The sequence below is a fragment of the Niveispirillum irakense DSM 11586 genome (assembly GCF_000429645.1).
Lineage (GTDB): Bacteria > Pseudomonadota > Alphaproteobacteria > Azospirillales > Azospirillaceae > Niveispirillum > Niveispirillum irakense.
Genome location: NZ_AUCG01000001.1, coordinates 136,002 through 160,686 on the forward strand (window position 1 = coordinate 136,002; position 24,685 = coordinate 160,686).

Below are 24,685 nucleotides of genomic sequence, written 5' to 3' on the forward strand. Positions count from 1 at the left end.
ATGGCCGGCCTGACCCTCACCGCCCCCGCCTTCCCGCACATGGTCGCACCGGGCGACGATCTGGCCGGCCTGATCGCCGGTGCGCTGGCCGACGAGGGTCTGGTGCTCCAGCCGGACGATGTGCTGGTGCTGGCGCAGAAGATTGTGTCGAAGGCGGAGGGGCGGCTGGTCCGGTTGGCCGATGTCACTCCGTCGCCGCGCGCCGTGGAATTGGCCGAACTGACCGCCAAGGATGCGCGGCTGGTGGAACTGGTACTGTCGGAAGCCCAGGAAGTGGTGCGGGCAAGGCGCGGCGTCATCATCGTGCGCCATCGCCTGGGCATGGTGCTGGCCAATGCCGGCATTGACCAGTCCAACGTGGCACAGGACGGCGACGGCACCGCCCTGCTGCTGCCCATCGATCCGGATGCCAGTTGCACAGCGTTGCGCAACCGGCTGGCCGCCCTGACCGGCGTGGCACCCGCCGTGATGATCGTGGACAGCGTCGGTCGTGCCTGGCGTAACGGCACCATCGGGACCGCCATCGGCATCGCCGGGGCACCGGGTCTGGCCGATCTTCGCGGTCGGCCAGACCTGTTCCATCGTCCGCTGATGACGACGGAGGTCGGCTTCGCGGATGAGGTCGCGGCCGCCGCCTCCCTGCTGATGGGGCAGGCGGCGGAAGGACGACCGCTGGTGCTGGTACGCGGGCTGGCCCTTGCGCGCCGGGATGGCAGTGCCGCCGAACTGATCCGTCCGTTGCAACAGGACATGTTCCGATGAAGCCTGGACATTATCTGGCCCTGGCGGGTGGCGTGGGCGGGGCGCGGCTGGCCGCCGGGCTGGCCCGCGCCCTGCCGGCCGGGCACCTGACCGTCGCCGTCAATACCGGTGACGATTTCGACCATGTCGGCCTGCATATCGCGCCCGACATCGACACCGTCACCTACACGCTGGCCGGCATCAACAATGCCGAGCAGGGATGGGGCATCGGTGGCGAAAGCTGGGCCACCATGAACGCCCTGAAGCGGTTGGGCGGGCCGGACTGGTTCCTGCTGGGCGACCAGGATCTGGCGACCCATATCCTGCGCACCCAGCGATTGCGCGCCGGCGAAACCCTGTCCGCGATCACTGCGGACTTCGCCGCCCGCCTGGGTATCAACCAGACCATCGTGCCGATGTCCGACGATCCAGTGCGCAGCATCGTGGAAACGGATGAGGGCGCCCTGCCCTTCCAGGAATATTTCGTCCGCCGTCGCTGCGAACCACGCTTCCTGTCGATCCGGTTCGACGGGGTGGAAAAGGCAAGGCCCGCCGCCGGCCTTCTGGCGGCCCTGGATGACCCTCTCCTGGCCGGCATCATCCTCTGCCCCTCCAACCCCGTCCTGTCGGTGCGCCCCATCCTCAGCCTGCCCGGCATTGCCGAACGGCTGCGGGATCACCGCGTGCCGGTGGTTGCCGTCTCCCCGTTCATCGGCGCCAAAGCCGTAAAGGGGCCTGCGGGAAAGATTTTCGCCGAACTGGGGCTGGAGCCGACGCCGTCAGGGCTGGTTTCATGCTATGAAGGGCTGATCGGCGGGCTGGTCATCGACCACGCCGATGCGCAGGCCGCCTGCCCTGTCCGCCGCCATGTGACCGGCACGTTGATGCGCGACAGCAGTGACCAGACGCGGCTGGCCCGCACAGTCCTGGACTTTGCCATGGCCCTGCATAAGGGATGAGGGAGGGTGACCGATGAAAATCAACATCATCATCCCCGTCCGCGCCCTGCATGACGGCAAGCGCCGCCTCAGCCCCGCCTTGTCCGCAACCGAGCGGCGGGCCCTGACCGGCTGGTTCTTCTCCCGCACCGTTGCAGTGGCCCGGTTGGTGCTGCCGGCATCTGACATCATTCTGGTCAGTGCCGCCCCTGACCTGCTTGCATATGGTCGTGCCGGGGGCCTGCATACCGTGGCGGAGGCCAATCCCGGCAACCTCAACGCCGCCCTGCGCTTGGGCGCGGCTGCGGCCCGGCAGAACGGCGCGGATGCCACGCTCACCGTGAGTTGCGACCTGCCATTCCTGGAACGAAACGATCTGGAGGCGATGATCGCCACGGCCCGCCCGGGTGCGGTAACCATCGCCCCTGATCGGTCCGGAACCGGAACCAATGCCATGCTGGTCGCCCCCATCGGCGGCATCCCGTTCCTTTACGGGCAGAACAGCTTCACCGCCCACAGCGCCGCCGCCAAGGCCGCCGACCTTCAATGGACCATCCTGCGCCGCCGCGGTTTTGCCTGCGACATCGATCTGCCGGCAGACCTGGATAGCCTCGGCTTCATGAAGAATGATGGGCATAGGGTCGCGGCAGAATAGGGGGCTGGCCCAAATGCCATTCTTTGGCTGACATACCGCAGCCCCTGCTCCCGCACCATGAACGCAACGCCAATGCCGAACGGGTCTGGCGGACGAACTGGCAACCCGCTGAGAGGTCCAAGGCGCTGTCTTCGAATACATCAACGGCTTCTATAACCCGCGCCGAAAACACTCAGCCCTCGGCTGGAAAACACCCGTGGTCTCCAAACAGAGGGCAGCCTAGCCAGTGGAATAACACAGGCTACCGTCGCACTGATTTCGCCGGGAATTGCAGCACTGGATGGCGCCCCACTGACTGTTAGAGATCAAGAGGTGGCGGTGATGCCGGGCGCGACTGAAGAGCTGATCATCGGCATGAGCCTTATTGGACGGCTGGACGTGGTCTTCAAACGCAACGGTGAGGTTTATGCAACTGGTGACCAGCCGTAGCCGCTGCGATCGCTGACCGTATGGGTACGTAGATAGGAACCGGTCAGATGAAAGACCACAAGGTGAGTAAACAATGGCGGTTCCCCGCAACTGAACGGTAAGTACGTCCTTGGCCCTGCCAGCCACATGATGCACGTACCGACGCTTGCATCGATGTTGATATTGATGTATTTATTCATCAAATATGATGAGGAACCTTCTGTGCGAACCACGATTTCGGTTGACGATACGCTCTATGAGCAGGCGCTGGAATTCGCCGATCCGGAGGTGTCCAGTGCGTCGGACCTCGTGCGCGAGGCGATCAAGGTCTATGTGCGAGTGCAGGCTGCGAAACGCTTGGCAGCCCTAGGCGGTTCGGTTCCGGCCATGCAGGGCATTCCCCGGCGCAGGGACCCTGTGCCCCAATGAACGTGCTTATCGACACTTCGGTTTGGGTAGACCATTTTAGAAATGGAAATTCTGTCTTGGTCGAACTGATTGAGGCGGACTTGGCTCTAGTTCATCCCATGGTGACGGCCGAGCTAGCATGTGGGACGCCGCCACAACCACGCGCGATCACCTTGCGCAGCATCGACGTGCTGCGACCATGCAAGCAAGCCACTCTTCGCGAGGTCATCGATTTCATCGAACGCGAGCGCCTCTACGGCAAGGGGTGCGGGTTGGTCGATATGTGCCTGTTGGCCTCAACGTTGATCACCCCCAGCGCCAAACTGTGGACACTTGACAAACGCCTAGCAGAAATCGCCAGCGAGTTCGGTGCGGGCTTTCAACCGGTAAAGCATTAGAGCGGGATGAGATCAGGTTGAATCGTAAGGGGACTCCCAACGGTGCGGGAATGTGATTCAAGGTTTCCGGCGTGATTGATGGAGGCTGGAAGCGATGGGACGCCCCTATTCGATGGATCTTCGTGAACGTGTTGTGGCTGCGGTGGAGCAGGAAGGCCTTTCGCGGCACCAGGCAGCGGCCCGATTTGGCGTTGGGGTCAGCACGGCGATTAATTCGCTTAACCGTGTTGCGCAAACCGGCAGCGTTGCGCCGGGCCAGATGGGCGGCCATAAGCCCACGGCGATTTCCGGAGCACCGGGACTGGCTGCTGATCCGCTGCAAGAGCGGGCCGTTCACGTTGCGCGGTCTTGTTCGGGAACTGGCGGATCGAGACCTGAAGGTTGACTATCGCTCGGTCTGGGAGTTCGTACATGCCGAGAAACTGAGTTATAAAAACTTTGGGCAATTCGGATCGAGTTTTGCTGGTGTAATCGGCGCAGATGACCGGACAGCCATCCGCGCAAGGCCGATAGCAGCAGAACCACACCAAGCTTGGCAAATTAACCACGCCTCTGGAAACCAGTCGCCCAATAAGGCAAGCGCCATCCCCATTCCCGGCACGAAGATGCCGACATGAAAATACGTATCAATGGAACGGTTCACGGTGTCTTGGTTGAACCTGACACCCCGCTCTTATGAAGATTGCGCGACACGCGGGATATGACCGGCACGAAATATGGGTGCGGTGTAGCCCAATGCGGCGCGTGCGCCGTGCTGAGCGACGGCGAGCCGACACGATCATGCCAGTTCCCGGTGGAGAGTGCGACCGGCACCCGCACCCTGCCCCGGTCCAAGTCCAGGCGGCCAGCCTAATCAGGGGCGCCAGTTGGAAATGGTTCTCTCTGCCGTCACCCCGGCCTTCTCCGGGTGACGGTGAAGGTTGATCCACCCTAAGCCTTGACCGTCTCTAATCTCTTATAAACGTCAATTCCTGCTATCCGCTTTTTAGCGATGATAAAGGCCGGGTCCATAGGAGCCGGGCCCCACCCCGCGGTCAGGTCAGGAACAAGTCTATCTGCGTGGAGACATCCTCAATCTCCTGAAACAGGAAGGCGTGGCCGGCATCGGGATAAAGGATCAGCTTGGCGTCTGGCGCCCGGTGCAGCACACCCGGCCAGGATGAGATAGCCTTGACCTGCGCCATGAAGGCGGCGGACAAGGTGTGGAAAATCCAGCGCCCACTGTTGAGCCACCACGCCTCCCAATGACCAGCCCAGCAGATCGACCGGTGCCAGCCCCAGGCCCCGGATCACGTCGGCGGCCACCGCAGCCATGCCGGCATACTTTCCGGCACCTGTCCGCCGGAATGGCCGATACCGGCGCTATCGAAGCAGCATCGGAGCGGCCATGAAATCAGCATCGCCCTTCCGCAGCTCATCAAGCTTGCTGAAACCGGTGACGGAACTGAAGGAGAAATAATCGCCCTCGAAATCCAGCTTAGCCGACACGTCCCAGATTTCGCGCTCGTCGGACTGGCGGGGGTCGTTGACGAAATAGCCGGGCTTGAAATCGTTCCAATCGGCCGTGGTCACCACCTCCGCCGACAGGCCGCCCAACTTGTCCTTGCCGTAGCTGCCACTTAGGTCCAGCGTCCAGGCATCCGGAAATTGGTGCGCACGCCGCCGATATAATTGGCGGTTGTCGTCTCCCGCGGGAAATTGTTCAACAGGAGGCCGATATCCGATGTCGTGCCGGCAATATCCACGACAATGGCCTCGGTCAGCCCGGTCAGGAAGGCGGCGCCCCGGATGCTGTTGGTCGGCCCCGCAGCACAGGTCAGGATGGGATAGCGCATCGCCATCTCGGTAGAGATCAGCGTGCCGTGATTCTGGCTGATATAGATGGGCGCATTGATCGACAGGTCGGCGAAGGCCTGCACGAAGGAGGTGACGACCCGCCGGGCCAGAGGCGAGAGGGGGGCGTTGACGAACTGGGTGGTGCTGGCCAGCACCTGCTGGCCGCCCATGATCACCACATCGGTGTTCGTTCCCCCGACATCGATGCCGAGCCTGACCTGTCCCTGGCCCAATTGCCGCGCCCCTCTCCATGCCCCGACCGTCAGCGCGGCATGAGGCCATTTCCATGGGGCAAAGCTTATCAGCGGGGTAGGCGCGCGGCGGTATGGCGGTGCCGGGTAGATTAGCCCGATCAAGGATAGCAGCCGGCTTCCCGTTCCACTGTGTGAAGGCAGCAGCGGCGGCCCGGCGGGCAAGCCGCCACCGCCGCTTCCGCGCCGAAGGCCCGGATGGTGGACAGACCGCACAGCCGATCCATCGGCAGACCATTCATGCCACCGACCGCCGTCAACTGTTCTTCGTTGGCCTTCCTGGCCTGAATGCCGATCAGCGCCATGAACAGCGGAATCAACGGTGCGGCGCCAGCAGGATCAGGCCAGCCGCCCAGGAAGCCAGGCCACGACCAGGAGAAGCGCCGGACAGCCCAGCATCAAACGCTAGCGCACGGGCACATAGCGTTGCAGATAGGGCGTGACGGCATGATGCCTTCTTCCTGGAAAGCGCCTTTGGGAGCGATCCGCGGGATGTTCGCTTTGGAAGCATTTAGTTTCCAAATTGGTTCTACCCGCTGGCCAAAGGCTTATATCCTGCTTGTCCGGCCACTTTCCCGCCATCATCGTACGATAAAGAAACACCCACCAATGAATATATCCCTTATTTTCTGTACACTATCCTTATGGATAATTCCGGATTGCAATGTCTCGAAATTGCGTGCAACTTTTCATCATAAAATTCTAGGCCCGATGTCTATTTCAATAACATGAAAGGTGTGTTCCATGCCCCTCAATCGTGTTGGCGTTCTGGCAATGGCCCTCTCCGTTGCCCTCATGTCTGGATGTGCGACGCGGGGTGGTGGCGGAAATGCCAATATGACGCCGGATCAGCAGGTGTTGAACGATTACACTAAGGATTATACGGTGCAGGCCACGATCCTCGGTGCGCTGGGCGGCTGCGCCCTGGGGCTTCTGGCCAGCCGCAACAAGGCAGAAGGTTGCGCCGGTGGCGCCTTGGCAGGGGGCATTGCCGCGGGGACGGCAGGATATTTCCTGGCTCGAAACCAGGCTGCCGCCGGTTCTCAGGCTTCCGACATCGCCCTGGAGCAGGAACGGGTGGACAGCTCGGTGACGCAGGCGCAGGCCGCGGCCGATGCGGCGACGCGCATCGCCGACCAGGCGGAGACGGAGTTGCAGGCGTTGCGCGCCAATGTCGCCGCCGGTGTCACGACAAAGGATGTGCTGGAGCGGCGGCTGGCCCAGGCCCGGACGGATCAGGAAGCCCTTACCAAGACCGTTAAGAAGCTGGACGACCATATCAAATCGGCTAATGCCGCGCTGGAGAACCCGAAGTTGGACACCTCGTCGAAGACCTACCTGGCCGGGCGGCGGCAGGAGCTGGAGGTGGCCCGCGCCAAGGTCAAGCAGGATGAGGAGCGTGTGGCCGCCCTGATCCTGGCCGCACCCATGAGCTGATGAGGAAGTCACCGGCATCGCGCGCTGGGTAAGGGCCGGGGGGGGATGGTTATGCGTGGATTGATCCTGATTTTGGGTGGTGCCATGATGGTGGCGGCGTTGGGCGGATGCGCCACCACCGCGGCAGAATGCGACCCGAACAAAGTGCGCAATGTGCTGGATTCCCTGGGGTGCGAGGTTTCCGGTGGCTTCAAGGCCCATCTTGCCCAGGCCCGGTCCGATCTGGAGGGGCGGCGCCAGGAATTGCTGGCGATTGAACAATCGGCTGCGGTTGCCCAGGCCCGTCAGACCCGCTTGGCCACCGACCTGGAAGCCCGCCGCCGGGAACGGGAAAGCCAGCAGCGGGGTCTGGACCGCCTGCAACTGATGCTGTCCGGGCTTGAAACGCACAATGACCGCGACCGGGCACGGGTAACGGCCATGCAGGAACAATTGTCCCAGGCCCGCGCCGAACTGGCCCGGCTCAACGACCCCGCCCTGACGCCCCAGGCCATCGCGGAGGAGGAAGCGCGGCTGAATGCGCGCCGTGCAGCCCTGGAGGAGGCGTTACGGCTGCAGACCGAACGGGTACTGCAGGAGTGATCGGGGCTGGCGGGGGAAGGCCGGTGGAACGGGAGATGCCTGGGGTGGATGATCGGCGCGACCGGATGCTGCTGCTGGCGGCTTGTGCCATCTTGCTGGTGCTGGTTGTCTTCATCGGGTGGCTGACGTTGCGCGCCTGCGGATTGAACCTGCCCTGGCCCGGTGGGGGCGTTTCCTTCTGTCCGGCCCAGACGGTGGTGGAAGGCGTCGCGCAAGATGACGCGCAAGCTGCACGGCTGGCGGCGCAAATAGCCGAGCTGGCGGCCCTGGAACGCCAGCTCGCCCTGGCGCCGGTTTGCCCGGCGGCGGCGGCACCAACCATGCCGCAACAGCGGGCCGCAGCACCACCCCCTGCCCCTGAGCGTCCTGTGTGCGCCATGCCCAACAGCGATCGGGTCGTGCTGGTGCTGGATGTCTCGCGGAGCATGGCGGTTTCCCATCTGGTGGATGCCGCCCAGGAACGCCGTATGCTGCAACTGACCGATATCCCGCCCCTGATGCGGATCCTTATGGGGACGGAACAGGAATATCAGGCGCTGACGGCAGCCATCGACGCCACGCCTGGGCAGTCGCGGATCAGCGTTGCCCAGGCGGCACTGACAGAACTGACACGGCTAGCGGAACCGGAGGTCACGATCGACCTGGTTAGTTTCGCCGCCTGCGGGCAGCCAGAGCATCATGGCAGTTTTGCCGCGGCTCAACGCGATCAGCTCCGGCAATCGATTGCCGATATGGCGCTCAAGCCCGAAACGGCGTTGAGCGGAGCGTTGAGGGCCCTGCCTGGCATCGCGCCGCCGACACCGGGGGGCGGCCCCATCAATGTGGTGCTGGTGTCCGACGGGTACGACACCTGTGGCGGTGATACCTGCGCCACTGCGAAAGCGCTCGCGCAGAGCAGGCCGGACCTGAAGGTCAGTGTCGTCGCTGTCAGCCAGCAGATCGAGGAATTGCGCTGCATTGCCCGTGCAACCGGTGGCCATTACGTGGCGCCCACCGACCTTCCCCGTCTGGCCGCCGCCGTGCGGGCTGCCGCCGGACAGGCGCGGACGGAGGACTGTGAATGATGCCGGCAGGCGGGATGTCGTTCAGTGAGGGGAAACAGGCATGACAGCCGATGAGCGCCACAATTCCACCGGCGGTGGTGACAATGCGGCCAGGACCCTGTTGGTGGTGGAACGCCGGCGGAGCTGGCTGGCACCGCTTGTGGCCCTGGTAATTGCCCTTGTGGTCCTGCTGATCCTGTTGATCCCGGGTGTGCTGGTCTATCCCGATCCTGGCGTGGCCGTCCGTTCGGGGCCTGCCGTGTCGCCCGACGCCGTGGCAGACAGCAACCGGGCACTGGCTGACCGCATCGCTGAGTTGCGGCGATTGCTGGATGCACGCGTCTGTGTGGCGGAAGCCGGGAAGTACCAGCTTCCCGATGGGTCGACAGCGCCGGCCATGCCGCCGCCGGCCCTGTCGGCGGTGCCTGATCAGGTGACGCCGGAGGGGCAGCCTTTCGCCGGCAGCCTGCTGGATCTGCTGGACCGCTCCACCGTGCTTGTCCTGCAGGTGGGACCGGATGAGAGCCTTCTGGGGAACGGGACGGGCATCTATGTGGCGCAGGGGGCCGTGCTGACCAATCAGCATGTGGTGGCCGGTCCGCCGGGCAGCCGCCTGATCGTCGTCGGCCGGACGGGCGGGGTGTCCGAAGCGACCGTGCGCGGCACGACGCGCGGCTCCGAAGCGGGGGAACCCGATTTCGCCCTGCTGGCCGTGGCGCGTCCGGACCCCCAGGCCCTTCCGCTTGACTTCGCACCACCTGTGAGCCGGTTGTCCGGCGTGGTTGCCGCCGGCTTTCCGGGTCTTGTGATGGAAAGTGACGAGGATTTCCGCCGGCTTCTGTCGGGCGATACCTCCAACCCGCCGGCGCCGGCCGTCACGGAGGGGGTTGTTACGGCCATCCAGGCGCAGGATGGCGCCAGCCTGATTTTGCACACGGCCCAGATCACGCCGGGCAACAGCGGCGGCCCGCTGGTGGATCGTTGCGGCCGGCTGGTCGGGGTGAACACCTTCATCCGCGCGCAAGAAGTGGGGCGCATGAATTATGCCCTGTCGGCCGGCGATGCCACGACCTTCCTGCGCGATCAGGGTGTCACACCACGCGTGCTGGATAATGCATGCATCCCGGCGCCGTTGACGGAACCGGCCGCCCCCGCGAGAGGTGCCAGCGCGCCGGACGCTGCGCCCCCCGACGCTCCAGCCCAAGGCGAATAGCACCATGGAACGTCGGCTTCTTTGCGAAACCACTTTGCAGGGACTGCGTCCTGCCGGGGCTGGTGGCGGGCGGGTGATCGAAACCTGGGAGCAACTCGACCAGTATATACGCCGCAACCTGGGTGACGCAGCGGCCGATCTTCTGGCCGAACCGGTGATGGGCCATGGTGCGCAGATAAGCTGGTTCGGTCCGGCCGGTGGAAATGTCGTTCCGTTCCGCGACCTGGACGATACAGCGCGTGCTGACCTTCTAGCCCGGTTGCAGGAAACGGTGGCCCAGATCCGTGATCAGGCCGACCGGCTGTCCACCGCCGGAACCGGGCCCACCCACGCCATGGGAGAGGCTCTCTCCAAGGCGCTGAAGCTGCCACCACCGGTGGAGGATCAGCTTTTCAGCGTCGGTGGCCGGCCCGTCCTGATCAACTGGGGTATCGAGTTGGAGGGGCCGCCGCCTGAACGGGAGCCGCTGGCCGAATTTCTGCGGGCCGTCCCCCCGCCTCTTGATGAGACATCAGCATCCGATCCGCCGTCCCCACCAGATGAGCCCGCCGATACCGAGCCCGCGGATGCGGCAGAGAGACAACCGGTTGTCTCTCTGCCGTTAGAAGCGGTGCCCGTGCTGGTCGTGCATGGCACGGGCTGGGGCTGGTTGTGGCTGCTTTTGCTGCCTTTGCTGGCGCTGATTTTCTATTTGTTGCTGGCCGGCTGTGCCCTGCGGCCCTGGCTGCCGGGCTATTGCCCCGTGCCGGCATCGGCCGTGACACAGCAGGAGGAACAGCAGGAAAATCTGCTGGCCGAACTGGCGCAGTTGGAACAGCGCCTGGCCCAGGCCCCCCGATGTGCGCCGGCGGAACCGGCCCTGCCGCCGCCCGAACCATCATCGCCAGCGCCGGCGCCCCCCCCGCCATCGCAGGCGCAGGACGCGGAATTTGATCGCCGGATGGAGGAAGCCGGCGCGAAGGAAGGCGACCTGACCATCACCTTGATCTGGGATACGACGTCTGATCTGGACCTTTACGTCATCTGCCCGGACGGGACGGAAATCGATTTCCGCCGAAAAACCGCCTGTGGCGGGCAGTTGGACGTCGATGCCAATGTCCGCGACCCCGTGCCCAACCCGGTGGAGAATGTCTATTTCGCCGGCGACGCGTGGCAGCCCGGAAACTATGCCGTGCGCGTGGCCAATGCCAAGCGGCGCGGCAGCAGCACGGACCGGTTTGAAGTGCGTGTGAAGAAGGGCGAGGATGTGCAGATTTACCAGGGTACGGTCAACGACCAGCAGGTGGTGGATGTCACCGTGGTGACGATGCCATGACCGGCAATCGCGCCATGACCGGAAGGATGAGGAGTGCTGGCATCGCATGCTGAAGGATCTTTTCCGCTGGCCCCGCGGCAGCGTCGTCACCTTGATGCCGAATTCCGGCATCCAGTTCCTGGATTTCGGGATGACGGCGGCCTTTGCCTCCAGCATCAAGATGAGCTTCCATGCCGAGACCGTACCGGGGGAGAAAGACCCCGACGGTCGCCCCCGGGAGGTTCTGCACCGTGTCGACTATGACGAGGAGAAGCAGCCCCAGATCCGCGATCCGCGGACCGGCAGGATGGTGTCCGTAGATGAGGAAACGGTGTTCACCGTGCGCGGGGAGCAGGCATTGGCGCAACTGGCCGGCCAATGGTATCCGGCCCCCGTACTGCGTTTGCGCGACACGGGCGAATTTGCGGATGGGCCGTTCAATTGGGCGCGCCTGCACATCACGCCGCTGACGGAACCGGACAGGGACGGCAATGCCTGGCGCGTGACCCTGGCCCTGGACACCCTGCTGGCGGAACCGCCGGGCGATGGGCGCTATGTCATGCCCGAACCGCGTGATGCGGAGGGGATCACCCTGTTCGGGCTGGCCACGGACATGGATGACGTAAACCAGTTCCTGCGTCTGGACTGGGTACGCGGTTGGCTGCATGAAGGGTTCCTGACTGCGGAAAGCGCGCGGCGCAACGGCGCGCCGGTGACACTGGATGATCTGCCCAACCCGACCCTGTGCCTGGCGCAACACATCACCGTTCTGGCAGCGCTGGGGGCCGGATCGGAACCGGGGCAGCGTGCGGACCAGCCGCAGGGGCCGGTCGTGCCCCGCCTGCGGTTCCTGAACGAACGCCCCTATCACCACGACCTGAAACCGATCCCTGTCAACCTGGTGATCGATATCGGCAACAGCCGGACTTGTGGCATCCTGATCGAGGAGGGGCAGGAATCCGGGCAGCGCCTGGATATCAGCCAGGCCTATCGGCTGGAACTGCGCGACCTGTCCAACCCGGCCCATGTCTATGCCGATCCGTTCGAAAGTCGCGTGGAGTTCCATCCCACGCATTTCAATCTGGGGGCCTATTCCCGCATGGCCGGCCGGCCCGTGCGGGATGCTTTCTGGTGGCCCACGCCGGTGCGTGTGGGGCCGGAGGCGGTATGGCTGTCCTCGCTGACCGACGGCACACATGGGCGCAGCGGCCTGTCCAGCCCTAAGCGCTATCTCTGGGACCGGCAGGAACGGCCGGCCCCCTGGGTGAACAATCCGGCGCGCGTGCCCGTGGGTGAACGGCCGCCGCCCATCAAGGGACCGATCCCCAGCCGCCTGACCCAGCGTGGCACGCTGGTGCGTAACAATGATGTGCCGGGCATGAAGCCGGCCTATTCCCGCAGCACGCTTTACATGCTGATGCTGACGGAACTGCTGGCCCATGCCCTGTCACAGATCAACGCGCCGGCCACGCGGGCAAACCTGCCGCGCAGCGACGAGCCGCGGGAACTGCGCCGCATCATCCTGACCATCCCGTCGGCCACGCCCGTGGCCGAACAGCGTATCCTGAAACGGCTGGTGCGCACGGGTGTCGACCTGCTGTGGCAGGTGATGGGTTGGGACCGGAACGAACCGCTGCACCGCCGGCCGGAGGTGAAGCAGGATTGGGACGAGGCGACAGCCACCCATCTGGTCTATCTGTTCAATGAGATCACGCAGAAGCTGCAGACCGCACCGCGCGACTTCTTTCGCCTGATGTCACGCGGCGGCGGAGACCCGTCGCGGCCAACCCTGCGCGTGGCCAGTATGGATATGGGGGGCGGCACGACCGACCTGATGATCATCCAGCATGAGGTGACGGACAATGACCGCACCATCCTGCCGCGCCAGCTTTTCCGGGAAGGGTTCCGGCTGGCGGGCGAGGATGTGCTGAAGCAGATCATCGAGGATGAGATCCTGCCCTGCCTGGCCCGTGACCTGACGGCGGCGGGCATGGTGCAACCTGCCCATTTCCTGGCAGGCCGCTTCTCTGGCGACCGGGAAGGAATGGCCCAGCAGGAACGCACGCTGCGTGCCCTGTTCGTGGGTCAGGTGCTGCGCCCGGCCGCCCTGGCCCTTCTTGCCGCCTATGAGGCGCAGGGCGGCGCAAAGGCGGACGAGGCGCTGACCATTCCGCTGATCCGTGCCGGGGGTGGCGGGTGCCGTGCCGCCGTCCGCGATTATCTGGAACAGCCGGCCCGGCGTGCCGGTGCGGCGGGCTTCAGCCTGGATCAGGTGGTGATCCGCACCCGCCGCGATCATCTGGAAGGAACCATCGCGGGCGTGGTGCGGCCGATGCTGACCGACCTGTGCGATGTGGTGCGGGCCTTCGACTGCGATGTGCTGCTGTTGTCGGGCCGGCCGTCGCGGCTGCCCGTCATCCGTGACATCGTCATCGGGCAGGTTCCCGTGCCGCCCGGCCGCGTGATCGGCATGGACAGTTTCGATGTCGGGAACTGGTATCCGTTCCATTCGCCGGGTTTCCGGATCGAGGATCCGAAAACCACCGCAGCGGTCGGCGCCATGCTATGCCAGGTATGCGAAGGGCAGGTGGAGGGGTTGCTGGTCCGGGCCAGCGAGATCCGCATCAGGTCCACGGCCAACCATATCGGCGTGCTGGAACGCAACGACATGCTGTCCAACCAGCGGCTGGCGTTCCGGGATATCGACCTGGATGGCGCAGGGCGCAAGCTCAGCGAGCCGTTCAGCCTGACGCCGCCATCCTTCATCGGCTATCGCCAGCTTCCCCTGGAACGCTGGAAGACCACGCCGCTGGCTTTCCTGGACCTGAAGAACCCGCAACAGGCAACAGGCTTGCGCATGCCCCTTCAGGTGCGTCTGCGCGTGCAGGATGATAATGGCGCGGAAGACATCACCGACAACGAGGAATTTGTGATCGAGGAAGCGCGCGATGGCAACGGTCAGGTGATCACCGACCTGTTGCGGCTGACCCTGCAGACCCTGCGGGTTGAGCGTGACCAAGAAGCCGGTTATTGGCTGGACAGCGGTGTTCTGGCCCTGCATTGGCCGGATTGAGGGGGGAAGCGCAAATGGTGCGTGAGGAAGACCAGCAGCTTGCCACAACCTGTCACACCCTGGCCGATGCCGCCAGGGAAGCCCTGGAATGGTCTGCGAACAGCACCCGGCGCCTGGGGCCCTTGCGCGCCGGGATCGATCGTAGCCTGAAACGCCACCTGATGGAGGCAGACCGGCTGGCACGCGCGGCTGAACGTCCCATGTCGGCCGCCGTGTTCGGTGCCAGCCAGGCGGGCAAGTCCTTCCTGATCGGCAAGTTCATCACCCCGCCCCACCGCACCGCACTCGCCCTGTTCGGCAGCGGCGCGGAACAGGAGCGGCTGGATTTCCTGACCCAGGTCAACCCGCAGGGTGGAAAGGAGACGACGGGTCTGGTCACGCGCTTCTCCCTGCGGCCAGAGGAGGTGCCGGCGGGGTTTCCGGTCGTGCTGCGGCTGGTGCGCGAGGTGGATCTGGTCAAGATCCTGGTCAACAGCTTCGTGTTCGACCTGTCGGCCCTGCCCGACGATCCGGACCTGTTGAGCCCTGCCGCAATGGAGGCACATCTGGCCCGGCTGGAGGGAATGGCGGGCGCGGTGGCGCTGCCCGGCTTCCGGTTCGAAGATGTGCTGGACCTGCAGGATTACCTGCGCGGTTTCACCCCCACCCATCCCCTTGTACAGAACCGAGAGCTGGCCGACGGGTACTGGTCGGCGCTGGAGGGGCTGCTGCCGCGCCTGTCCGCCGACGCGCGGCTGGAGGCATTGTCGCCCCTTTGGGGCCGCCTGCCGGAATTTAACGACCTTTTCCGCGAATTGCGCGGCGCGCTGGAGCTGTTGGGTCATGCCACCACGGTTTATGCGCCCCTGTCGGCCATCCGTGATACCAGCGCGGGTATCCTGCATGTCGACCGCATCTATGAACTGGCGGAAATGACAGGGCCGGGGTCGCGGATGGTGACCATCTGCACCGCGCCGGGCCGCACCGTGATGTTGCGGCAGCCCGTGATCACCGCATTGACGGCGGAACTGCGCATCACGCTGGACCGGGCGCCCTGGCCGTTCCTGGAACATACCGACCTGCTGGATTTCCCCGGCGCCCGCTCACGCGAGGGGTCCAGTCCCGACCGTTGCCTGCGCCGCACGGCCGAGCGGCCGGGGCAGGAGAAGCCGCCGCGCGAACTCTGTTTCCTGCGTGGCAAGGTGGCGGTCCTGTTCGACAATTACGTCACCGAACTCGATCTCAACACCATGATGCTGTGCGTCCCCGACGGCAATTTGGAAATCCGCAAGCTGCCGGAACTGGTGGAAGGCTGGATTGCGCGCACCCATGGGGACACGCCACAGAAACGGGCGGGCCGGCCGACCAGCCTGTTGCTGTGCATGACGAAGTGCGACCGTATCTTCGACCTGTCGGCCGGCGGCAATCTGGAACAGCAGATCGAGAACCGCTTCCGCACCAATTTCGACGAGTTCCCCGGATGGACCACGGAATGGCATCCGGGCCGAGCCTTCACCAACACCTTCCTGCTGCGCAATCCCAAGGCGCTGGAACAGCACGGGCAGTTCCGCTATGGCGGCGTGGCGGCGGCCGGAACCGTCCGCGACGAAGAAGGTTTCACCCCGGATTTCGAGACGCGCATCCTGCCGGCCTTCCGGCGTGCGATGGGGGAAAGCCCGCTGGTGCGCCGGCATGTGGCCAATCCGGCGGCCGCCGTCGATGCCCTGCTGGGCCTGAATGATGGCGGCACGACAGCCCTGGCTGAGGCGCTGGCGCCTGTCTGCCAGCCCGACCTGAAATACCGCCAGATCCGCCCGCAGGCCCAGGCGCTGGCCAATGCCCTGCTGGAACTGCTGGAAGGCTGGTACGAGCGGGAGGATGTGGAGGAACGGGTACGCCAGCGCCAGGAACGCGCCATGGGGGCCATCCGCGCCTTTGCCGCGGCGGGCCGGGCCGTGGGCCTGCTGGTGCATGAGCTGGGGGTGGAGGAGGCACCGCTGCGACGGGCCTATATGCAGTTTCTGCGCCGGGACAGGGTAGCGGATACCGGGGAAGTTTCGCCACCCTCCTCCGGCGGCGGCGATTTCGGCCTGGATCTGGCGGAACTGGGACTGGCCCCGCCGCCGGCCGCGGGCGCCAGGGCCAAGTCCCCGGCCCTGCGCTTCGGGGAACGCGCCGTCGCCCGATGGCTGGAGCGGTTGGCCGACAAGACGGAGGATATGGCCGTCAGCGTGCGCACGGGCCTGCCCGGCCCCGCCCTTCAGACCTTTGCCGAGGAAATGGGCATCGCCGCCCGGCGGCTGGGGCTGATGGAAGCCATCGATCGCCATACGGAGAAGGTGACAGCCTATCGCCAGCCGCCGGGTCCCACAGCGGCGGCCGTGGCCCTGGGTTCGGCCATGCTGATCAATGATTTCGTGGCCGATTGCGGCCGGTCGCTGCTGGCATCCACCGCTACTGACCCCGCGCAGGTGGCCGACGCGCGGGCCGCCTTCACCCGGCCGCCGCGCGTGGATCCGGGCGGCCGGCCCGACCTGCCGGAGGCGGAGGATGAATTGAGCCAGATGCGCCGCCGCTATGGCACGCAATGGGCGCGCGCCTTCCTGGCCATGACGCGGGAAAATGCCGGCTCCGCCGGCGGGCAACTGGTCGATATCGCCCAGAACGCGAAGCTGGGTCGCATCCTGTCCAGCCTGCGGGTGTAAGGTGACGGCATGATGATCCCCTTTGAGATCCGCAACGACCGGAAGCAGCCAGGAAGCGGCATCGCCGAACTGGTGGTGCCGCGCGCAGCCGGGCGCGGCACCGGCATCCTTCAGCTTGTCATCATGCAGGCGGACGAGGAGGAGCCCTTTCTGGGGCCTAACGGCTGGCAGGCAGGGTCCTTCGTCTGGCGATCGGGCCACGCCTTCTCGCATGATGGCGATCTGCTGGTGCCCGTTGGGCCGTTGGTCACGGCGTTGATCGAGGATTATACGCCGCTGCTGGTCCGGTTGCCCGATCTTGCCCTGGAAGGCCGGTTGATGTGGAGCGGGATCACCCCACCGCCCAGCATGAAGGCGAGCCGGGCCGATCCGGGGGTTGATGCCGCCAATTCCTTCCCTGGCGGCGCACCGCCGCCGGCTGCAACACCAGCCCCCGTTCCCCCGCCCCTGCCAATGCCGCCGGAACCGCCGGTGCCCCCACCAGCCCCGGAACCCGACCCGGTAACGCCCCCCGTGGCGCCCGCGATACCGGACGAACCGTCCGTACCGGTGGAGCCCGAGCCCGCAGATCCGACAACAGAGGGCACCCCCGACTCCACCCCGCCGGCACAGGAAACGCCACGACCGCCGCGGCGCGGCCTGATCTGGGGTCTGGCCGCCTTGCTGCTGGTTGCCGGCCTGGCGCTGGCCTATTGGCTCACCACCGGGGGGGCGGATACCGGCATGGCCGGCGATGTCGGTCCGGCCATGCCGCCCGGTCTGGCCGAACGGCATGCCGCCGCCGTGGCCGCGGCAGAGGCCGGGCGTTTCGACGAGGCCAGCACGCTTTTCCATACGCTGGAGCGGGAGGGCTACGGCCCCAGCCTGCGCTTTCTGGCTGAAGCCAAGGACAGCCTGGACTTCACGCCCGGCCTGTTCAGCGCGCCCAACGACATGGACGCGCTGGTCCTGTACGAGCGGGCCTGCGTAGCGCGCGAGACAGAGGTGCCCGCCGTGCTGGATCGGCTGGAGGCTGCCCTGCGGACCCGGGAAGAGCAGGGCGACATCGTGGCGCGACAATTGCTGAACCTGCGTCTGCCGACCGTCCGGCAAAGCTGTGAATGAACGGGGAGAATGGCTGATGTCCCGATACCTGCGGCCCTTGCTGGTGATGCTGTTTCTGGTCTGGCCGTCCGTACCGCCAGCCATCGCCGCCTATCAGCCGCTGACGGTCGAGGGCGTGCCGGGCCTGTCCCAGCGGGTGTTGACCCGGCCGAATGCGAGGCTGCTGCCGGCTGCCGGCGGGACCGGTGGCACCGTCCTGGACGTGTTCAGCCATTTCTATGTGTTCGAGCGGCGGGATGTGGGCGGGCAAGTCTGGCTGCAGGTCGGCCCCGATGCGCGCCGGGCCCCTACGGGCTGGATTGCGGAGATGGCGACGGTGCCTTGGAAACAGGCGGTGGTGCTGGCCTTCAACCAGACCGTCCGCCGCCCGCCTGCCCTGTTCTTCCAGGATCGGGCCTCGCTGGACCGGGTGCTGGGCGACACGGCGCGGGCCGAACGGGTTGCCAACCTGCTGTCACAGGCCCGTGTCGGGCGGATCGATCCCGGTACGGGTCTGGCGGCGATGGAGCCGCAGGGCCGTGTTCCAGATTTTGCCAGCCGTTTCTACATGCTGCCAATCCTGGACTGGCAGAATGTCACCGTTCCCAACACCCCGCCCAGCCGGCGCGACCGCAAGGTGCTGGAGGTAGCCACCCTGGTCGCACCGGGCAATCCGTCCGCACCGCCGCCCCCCGATCCCGAAGCATTGCGCAACATGCGCTATGGCGTGGTTTTCGTGATTGATACGACAAAGTCGATGCAGCCCTATATCGACCGCACCCGTCAGATGGTACGGTCGATCGTGGGCCAGTTGCGCAATTCCCCCGCCGGGAACCGCATCAGCTTTGGCCTTGTGGGCTATCGTGACAGTCTGCGCGACCGGCCGGGGCTGGACTATGTCAGCAAGGTGTTCCATCCGCTGGAAAGGTCCTTCAACGCCGGCGCATTCCAGTCGGCCATCGACGGGATGAAGGAGGCGAGCGTCAGCTCCGTCGGCTTTGCCGAGGATGGAATCGCCGGCGTCAACACGGCCCTGGCCATGCCGGGATGGGATGATTTCGGCGCGCGCTTCATCGTGCTGATCACCGATGCCCCCGTCCGCGGGGCCGGGGATGATCGCAGCGAGACGGGAATGGAGCCCGACCACATTGCCACCAAGGCCGGGGCGCAAGACCGGCTGACCGCCATCTTCACCATCCTTCTGAAAACGCCGGAGGGGCAGGAGTATCATCGCCGGGCCGAGATGCAACTGGACAAGCTGGCCCGGTTCAACCCCACAGGCCGCAGCTATTTCCATCCCGTGGCCGATGGTGATGTGGACCGGTTCGGGACCGTGATCGACGGGATCGGCCGCGATGTGCTGGCCATCGGTGAACTGGCCGCCAGCGGGCGGACGGCGCAGGCCGATAGCACCCGGCAGGGGGGGCAGCAGGTGGCGGAGGCGGGATACGCGATGCAGCTTGCCTGGCTGGCCAATCAGCGCAACCAGACGGCTCCGGAGATCCAGCGCGGCTGGACGGCTGATTTCGACATGGCCGACCCGCAGGCGCGCGGCGCCTTCGATATCCATGTGCTGTTGACGCGCGCTCAGTTGAACCAGCTTTACCAAGCGCTGGGCGCCATCGAGAAGGCGGCCACCGCCCGGCTGGACGCGCCGGGCGGCCGGGACAGCTTCTTCACCCTGCTGCGTCAGGTGCTGGCGACGGCGCAGAGCGATCCGGCCAGTCTGGACAGCCTAGATGGCGGCCTGTCGGCGCGGCTGCCCGGTGATAGCGAACTGACCAGCATGAAGGATATGGTCAAGAGTATTGTCACGGCCCTGCCCTATAACAGCCCCATCCTGCGCCATACGCCGGAAACGCTGAACGCGCTCAGCCCTACGCTGATCCATGACATGTTGAACAATATCCGCGGGTTGCGCAGCCTTTACCGGGAATTTTTCCGGGATGAAGGCCGGTGGATCAGCCTCAATGCCGGCGCCGGGATCGATGAACGGGTCTATCCGCTGCCCCTGGATCTGCTGCCGTGACGGCAGGTGTAGTGCTGGAGGTCCGTGAACTGACCGCGCGGCGGGCGGATGCGGAACGCCGTTTTGAACTGCACGTGCCGTCGCTGTTGCTGTCGGCGGGACAAAGGGTGGCGGTGGTGGCGCCGAGCGGCAGCGGCAAGTCGACCCTGCTGGACACCATCGCCTGCGCCCGTGCCCCCGACCATGCCGCCTGCTTCACGCTTCATGAACCGGGCGGGGTTCTGTCCGATGGGACGGCACAAGACGGGTTGGTGGATGTGCTGGCAGCATGGCGCCGCCGGTCGGAAAGCGGGCTGGCGCGGATACGCGCCCGCCTGATGGGCTATGTCCATCAGCGTGGCGGACTGTTTGGCTTCCTGACGGTTGCGGAGAATATCGGCCTTGCCTTGCGGCTGGCTGGCATCCACGACCCCGGTCGGGCCGGCCTGCTGGCCGGTCAGTTGGGCATTGCCGACCTGATGGACACGCTGCCCGCTGCGCTGTCGGTGGGGCAGCGGCAGCGGGTGGCCATCGCCCGCGCCCTGGCCCATCGCCCTCCCCTGGTCCTGGCCGACGAGCCGACGGCCGCCCTGGACCCCGACCGTGCGCGCGATGTCATGGCGGCCCTCTGCGACATGGCGGACCAGCATGGCACGGCCCTGCTGGTGGCCAGCCATGACCGCCCGCTGCTGGAACGGTTTGGCTTCACCTTGTTGACCATTCAGACGCAGGTGCCGGCCGGTACCCGCCTGCGGGCCCTGGTCACACCCCTGTCGGGGGAGGGGATGGCATGATTGGACCGGGTCTCAGCCTGCGTGACATGGCCCATGACCGTATCGACCTGCTGACGCGCGTCTTTGCCCTGGCGGCCGTGCTGCTGCCTTTGCTGGTTCTTTACAGCCTGCGCCATGGCGTCATCGCCACCATGGTTCAGGAGATGTCGGCCGATCCCCGCAATCGCCAGATCCAATTGCGGCAGGTTGTATCGCTGGACCCGTCCTTCCTGGATGGCCTGCGGGCCGATCCGCGGGTTGCATTCGTCGTGGGCACAGCATCTCCCATCGCGGGAACGCTGGATTTTGAACTGGCGGGAGACGGTGTCGTGCCGCGGGCCAGCGCCCTGGCCATGGCCAGTGGTCCTGGCGACCCGCTTCTGGGGGGACATCCCCCGCCCGGCCGGGGGGAGGTGGTGCTGACCCCGTCGCTGGCGGCACGCCTGGGGGGGGTGCAGGCCGGCGACCGGATCGAGTTGAATCTGCTGCGCCAACCGCGCGAGGGCGAAGCCGAATTGCTGGAACTGCCGCTGACGGTCGCCACGGTTCTGGATCGTGCGGCCTGGGCGGAAGACGGGGCGCTGCTGGACCAGACATTGATGTGGGGTCTGGAACATTGGCAGGATTTCAACGCCGTGCCGGCATTCGGCTGGCCAGGGCGAACGGATGGGTCGCCTTTCGTGCTGCGTAATTTCCGGCTTTATGCGCGCGACATGCCGGCCCTGCGCGGGCTTCTGGGCGATCTGGAGAATGGGGGCCTGAATGTGGCCGCAGACCGGCTGGGGGATTACGAGCGGGTCCTGGCGCTGGATCGGGCGCTGGGGCTGGTCTTCCTGGTGGTAGCGGGCAGCACGGCTGCGGGGCTGATGGTCTCCCTGTCGGCAACCTTATGGGCCGGTGTGCTGCGCAAGCGGCGGACCTTGAGCCTGCTGCGTCTGCACGGGCTGCCGGCTGGTCAGACCATGCTGTTTCCCGTCATCCAGGCTCTGGGCGTGGCAGTGATGGGCTGGGCCCTGGCCGTCATGCTTTATGGCGTGGTGTCGGCTCTGCTCAATCTGGCCTTGCGGGACCGGCTGGTGGCGGGGGGACAGGCCAGCCTGCTGACCGGCTGGCATCTGCTGGCCGCGCTGGGACTGACCCTGGCCCTGGCGCTTGCGGCATCCGCCCTGGCCGCCTGGCGCGTGGCCCGCATCGAACCTGGGGAGGGGTTGCATGATTCATAAGCAGGAAGGCGCCCTTGTAGCACTGCTGCTGGCGTTGTGGATGGTTCCTGTGCCGCCGGCCAGCGCGGCTGGCTGGCCCGCCGATCATGCCGATCCGCGGCCGGCGCCGGGGGATGTGGCACTGCCCATGCCCTGCGGCGGGCAGATGGTTTTCCGGCGGGTGGAAACGTTCGGTCCGGCCAACTGGCTGGCCGACCAGAAGGTCCGGCTGGGTACCGGTGATCCCGATCTGGGTTTCCGCGAGGATTTACGTTTCGATCATGTCGTAGGCGGGCTCAGCACGGGCGGCAAGCCCGACCGCCGCCACTTTCTCATGGGCAAGTACGAGGTGTCAGTCGCGCAATATGCCGCCGTGATGGCGGGATGCGATGCACTGCCGGCGCAGGGCGGCCTGCCGAAGGATGATGCCGGCTGGTTCGACGCCATCGACTTCACCCGCCGTTACAACGAATGGCTGCTGGCCAACCACAAGGACAAGCTGCCTGTGGAAGATGGTGCCCGCGGCTTCATCCGCCTGCCGACGGAAGTGGAGTGGGAGTTCGCTGCCCGCGGTGGCAACCGGGTCCAGCCCGCGCAGGAGGTGGCCCGCACCTTTCCCATGGAGGGGCCGCTGGCCGATTATGTCGCCCATGCTGACCCCCGCTCCTGCGATGGCATGACCCAGTTCATCGGCTCGCTGAAGCCCAACCCGCTGGGCCTGCACGACATGCTGGGCAATGTCGCGGAAATCGTGATGGACCCCTATCGCTCCACCGCGCAGGGCCGTCTGCATGGTCAGGTGGGTGGCTTTGTCGTGCGGGGCGGTTCCTGCCTGACATCGGCCAATGATGTCCGCACGGCGGAACGGCACGAGGAGCCGTTCTTCGCGGCAGACACGGGTGGGGTGCGGCGCCCGCCTTTCACGGGTTTTCGTGTGATGGTGGGCATACAGGTCGCCACCAGCCAGTCCCGCATCGATGCCCTGAAGGCCGACGCCAGGCGCGGTGCGCAGGCCGCTGCACCCGCGGCGGCTGCAGACCTGCCGGCCGCCGCCCGTGCCCTGGCCGTCCAGGCACCCACCCCGGCCATGGCCGACAGCCTGAACCGGCTGGCCTCTGAAATCGGGGCGGAAATGCGCCGCCGGACGGAGATCGAGGCCGATGGCGCCCGCATGGCCGTGCGCAGCGCCGCCATGCTGATGCGCGGCTATCGTGACGAGATGAAGCAGGTCGATGGGTTGGAACAGCAACTGAAACTGATGGGCGCTGAACTCCGGGCGCGGGGGGAGGAAACGCGGGACGCCTATATCCGCCGCGCCCAGATCACGGGCGAGGCCTATCTGTCGCATCTGGTCAGTGCTACGGAAACCTTCGGGGCCGCAGCGTTGCGCCAGCAATTGCCACAGGTGGAGGCGGCACTGGACTTCCCGGGGGCGGAGGGGCTGCGGGCCATGACGCGCCGCTTCGTGCAGCATGCGCAGACCTATCAGCAGAAGCGGCCGGCCGACCTTTCGCCTCTGCTTGCCGATTGCCGCCGACCGTTGGAATAATACCAAGCCGCCGGGGAAGTGACTGTCGTCGTGAGATTGGGGATTCTCCTTGTACCGCCGCTGCGATTCCCTAATCGAGCGTTTATTTGACGTTGGGCGGAGCAATATCTGCGGCAATCAAGATACGCGAGCGGGTTCGGACGCGGCGTCGGGAGGCGGTAGGGAGCCGGGATGCGAACGTGGCTCGGCGTCTTTTGGCGCTGGCTCTGATCGCAGAAGGCAGGACGCGGGAGGATGCGGCGGCGGCCGGCATGGACCGCCAAACGCTGCGGGAATGGGTGCATCGCTATAATGCGGAGGGGGCAGCCGGCCTGGCTGATCGCCAATCGAAGGGCCGGTTGCCTATGCTGTCCGCGGAGCAACTGGAAGAACGGGCCAACTGAGTCTGAACCGCGCCGGGATTGTCGGCGGCTCCAACTCCTGAGAGGATGGGGCTACGATGAGCAAGACAACGAACAAGTTTTCAGTTGAGGTGCGCGAGCGGGCTGTTCGGCTGGTGGTGGATCACGAGAAGGATCATCCGTCGCGATGGGCAGCGGTGTCGTCCGTGGCGTCCAAGATCGGCTGTTCGGCGCATACGCTGAATGAGTGGGTCAAGAAAGCGGAGGCGGAAAGCGGCAGCCGTGCCGGCGTTCCGCTGGATGTGCTGGAGAAACTGAAGGCGCAGGAACGGGAGATCCGGGAGTTGCGCCAGGCGAATGAAATCCTGCGCAAGGCCTCGGCTTATTTCGCGATGGCGGAGCTCGACCGCCGACCGAAATGATGTTGGGCTTCGTTGAAGCCCACCGGCGGGAATACGGGATCGAGCCAATCTGCAGGGTATTGCCGATTGCCCCCTCCACCGTGCGACGGCACACGGCACGTGCGAGTGATCCGGCCAAACTACCGGCGCGGGCACAGCGCGATATCGGCCTGAAGGCCGATATCCGGCGGGTGTTTGATGAGAATTTCCAGGTCTATGGGGTCCGCAAAGTGTGGCGGCAGTTGCAGCGGGAGGGCGTGCAGGTGGCACGCTGCACGGTCGCGCGGCTGATGCGGGAGATGGGCCTGCGCGGCGCCATCCGGGGCAAGCCGGTGAAAACTACCATTGCTGACAAGGCTTTACCCTG

The 24,685-nt window shown here is 65.7% G+C and carries 23 protein-coding genes, 3 pseudogenes and 1 other annotated feature; of the genes and pseudogenes, 21 read left to right on the plus strand and 5 right to left on the minus strand.

Features of this window, described 5'->3' with window-relative positions; translation table 11 throughout:
- The 6 genes and pseudogenes from cofE to G473_RS31150 all read left to right on the plus strand — a co-directional run.
- Complete coding sequence (gene cofE / locus G473_RS0100555; RefSeq protein WP_035704783.1) at positions 1-762, plus strand: coenzyme F420-0:L-glutamate ligase; 762 nt, start codon at positions 1-3, stop codon at positions 760-762.
- The gene (gene cofD, locus G473_RS0100560; protein WP_029011507.1) at positions 759-1,700 is read left to right on the plus strand and encodes a 2-phospho-L-lactate transferase; all 942 of its coding nucleotides are present in this window, start codon (positions 759-761) and stop codon (positions 1,698-1,700) included. The genes cofE and cofD overlap by 4 nt, the downstream gene beginning before the upstream one ends.
- A gap of 13 nt (positions 1,701-1,713) precedes the next feature.
- Positions 1,714-2,334: a 2-phospho-L-lactate guanylyltransferase gene (gene cofC / locus G473_RS24315; protein WP_051329720.1), complete on the plus strand. Its 621-nt coding sequence runs from the start codon at positions 1,714-1,716 to the stop codon at positions 2,332-2,334.
- A gap of 555 nt (positions 2,335-2,889) precedes the next feature.
- Positions 2,890-3,171 (plus strand): ribbon-helix-helix domain-containing protein, encoded by a 282-nt coding sequence (locus G473_RS0100575; protein ID WP_210163195.1) that lies wholly within the window; start codon positions 2,890-2,892, stop codon positions 3,169-3,171.
- Entirely contained in the window at positions 3,168-3,548 is a 381-nt protein-coding gene (locus G473_RS0100580) for a PIN domain-containing protein (RefSeq protein ID WP_029011509.1), read from the plus strand. The genes G473_RS0100575 and G473_RS0100580 overlap by 4 nt, the downstream gene beginning before the upstream one ends.
- A 94-nt stretch (positions 3,549-3,642) precedes the next feature.
- A pseudogene (locus G473_RS31150) lies at positions 3,643-3,982 on the plus strand (transposase); the annotation flags it as partial.
- Here the strand turns inward: G473_RS31150 and G473_RS30605 are convergent.
- Entirely contained in the window at positions 3,976-4,191 is a 216-nt protein-coding gene (locus G473_RS30605) for a hypothetical protein (RefSeq protein ID WP_161630923.1), read from the minus strand. The pseudogene G473_RS31150 and the gene G473_RS30605 sit on opposite strands and share 7 nt — an antisense overlap.
- Positions 4,192-4,248: 57 nt before the next feature.
- Here G473_RS30605 and G473_RS31130 point away from each other — a divergent pair, with 57 nt between their 5' ends.
- Positions 4,249-4,401 carry a 2Fe-2S iron-sulfur cluster-binding protein gene (locus tag G473_RS31130; protein WP_342665638.1) on the plus strand — a complete coding sequence of 51 codons (153 nt, stop codon included), beginning with the start codon at positions 4,249-4,251 and terminating at the stop codon, positions 4,399-4,401.
- Between the two features lie 218 nt (positions 4,402-4,619).
- On the opposite strand, the gene G473_RS31155 is transcribed toward G473_RS31130, so the two are convergent.
- From G473_RS31155 to G473_RS0100600, 4 genes are all read right to left on the minus strand, one after another.
- Entirely contained in the window at positions 4,620-4,862 is a 243-nt protein-coding gene (locus G473_RS31155; protein ID WP_425411540.1) for an alpha/beta fold hydrolase, read from the minus strand.
- A 48-nt stretch (positions 4,863-4,910) separates the two neighbouring features.
- Entirely contained in the window at positions 4,911-5,144 is a 234-nt protein-coding gene (locus tag G473_RS0100590; RefSeq protein WP_029011510.1) for a hypothetical protein, read from the minus strand.
- Between the two features lie 23 nt (positions 5,145-5,167).
- Positions 5,168-5,617 (minus strand): hydantoinase/oxoprolinase family protein, encoded by a 450-nt coding sequence (locus G473_RS0100595; RefSeq protein WP_029011511.1) that lies wholly within the window; start codon positions 5,615-5,617, stop codon positions 5,168-5,170.
- Positions 5,618-5,736: 119 nt separating this feature from the next.
- On the minus strand, positions 5,737-5,955 hold the full coding sequence (locus G473_RS0100600) for a hypothetical protein (protein WP_029011512.1): 219 nt from the start codon (positions 5,953-5,955) through the stop codon (positions 5,737-5,739).
- 424 nt (positions 5,956-6,379) lie between these two features.
- Here G473_RS0100600 and G473_RS0100605 point away from each other — a divergent pair, with 424 nt between their 5' ends.
- From G473_RS0100605 to G473_RS29735, 14 genes and pseudogenes are all read left to right on the plus strand, one after another.
- A complete protein-coding gene (locus tag G473_RS0100605; RefSeq protein ID WP_154667199.1) occupies positions 6,380-7,072 on the plus strand; it encodes an HlyD family secretion protein in 693 nt (230 codons plus the stop codon).
- Positions 7,073-7,123: 51 nt separating this feature from the next.
- Positions 7,124-7,654 (plus strand): hypothetical protein, encoded by a 531-nt coding sequence (locus G473_RS0100610; protein WP_029011514.1) that lies wholly within the window; start codon positions 7,124-7,126, stop codon positions 7,652-7,654.
- A 35-nt stretch (positions 7,655-7,689) separates the two neighbouring features.
- Positions 7,690-8,718: a vWA domain-containing protein gene (locus G473_RS0100615; RefSeq protein ID WP_029011515.1), complete on the plus strand. Its 1,029-nt coding sequence runs from the start codon at positions 7,690-7,692 to the stop codon at positions 8,716-8,718.
- Between the two features lie 40 nt (positions 8,719-8,758).
- Entirely contained in the window at positions 8,759-9,910 is a 1,152-nt protein-coding gene (locus G473_RS28810; RefSeq protein WP_029011516.1) for a S1 family peptidase, read from the plus strand.
- Between the two features lie 4 nt (positions 9,911-9,914).
- Positions 9,915-11,225, plus strand: coding sequence for a hypothetical protein (locus tag G473_RS0100625; protein WP_029011517.1), 1,311 nt, complete (start codon positions 9,915-9,917; stop codon positions 11,223-11,225).
- A gap of 46 nt (positions 11,226-11,271) precedes the next feature.
- Entirely contained in the window at positions 11,272-14,277 is a 3,006-nt protein-coding gene (locus tag G473_RS0100630; protein ID WP_029011518.1) for a virulence factor SrfB, read from the plus strand.
- Between the two features lie 14 nt (positions 14,278-14,291).
- A complete protein-coding gene (locus G473_RS0100635) occupies positions 14,292-16,961 on the plus strand; it encodes a virulence factor SrfC family protein (protein WP_029011519.1) in 2,670 nt (889 codons plus the stop codon).
- Positions 16,962-16,970: 9 nt separating this feature from the next.
- Positions 16,971-18,065, plus strand: a complete 1,095-nt coding sequence (locus G473_RS30810) for a hypothetical protein (RefSeq protein ID WP_029011520.1) — start codon at positions 16,971-16,973, stop codon at positions 18,063-18,065.
- A 16-nt stretch (positions 18,066-18,081) separates the two neighbouring features.
- Complete coding sequence (locus G473_RS0100645; protein ID WP_029011521.1) at positions 18,082-20,073, plus strand: vWA domain-containing protein; 1,992 nt, start codon at positions 18,082-18,084, stop codon at positions 20,071-20,073.
- Complete coding sequence (locus G473_RS24330; protein ID WP_051329721.1) at positions 20,070-20,846, plus strand: ABC transporter ATP-binding protein; 777 nt, start codon at positions 20,070-20,072, stop codon at positions 20,844-20,846. The genes G473_RS0100645 and G473_RS24330 overlap by 4 nt, the downstream gene beginning before the upstream one ends.
- Positions 20,843-22,048: an FtsX-like permease family protein gene (locus tag G473_RS0100655; protein WP_029011522.1), complete on the plus strand. Its 1,206-nt coding sequence runs from the start codon at positions 20,843-20,845 to the stop codon at positions 22,046-22,048. The genes G473_RS24330 and G473_RS0100655 overlap by 4 nt, the downstream gene beginning before the upstream one ends.
- The gene (locus tag G473_RS28815) at positions 22,038-23,576 is read left to right on the plus strand and encodes a formylglycine-generating enzyme family protein (protein ID WP_051329722.1); all 1,539 of its coding nucleotides are present in this window, start codon (positions 22,038-22,040) and stop codon (positions 23,574-23,576) included. Before G473_RS0100655 ends, G473_RS28815 begins: the two co-directional genes overlap by 11 nt.
- Positions 23,577-23,680: 104 nt before the next feature.
- Positions 23,681-23,956 (plus strand): annotated as a pseudogene (locus tag G473_RS29730) (helix-turn-helix domain-containing protein); the annotation flags it as partial.
- Between the two features lie 59 nt (positions 23,957-24,015).
- Positions 24,016-24,685, plus strand: a pseudogene (locus G473_RS29735) (IS3 family transposase); the annotation flags it as partial.
- Positions 24,297-24,413: a sequence feature (AL1L pseudoknot), on the plus strand. (Overlaps the previous pseudogene by 117 nt.)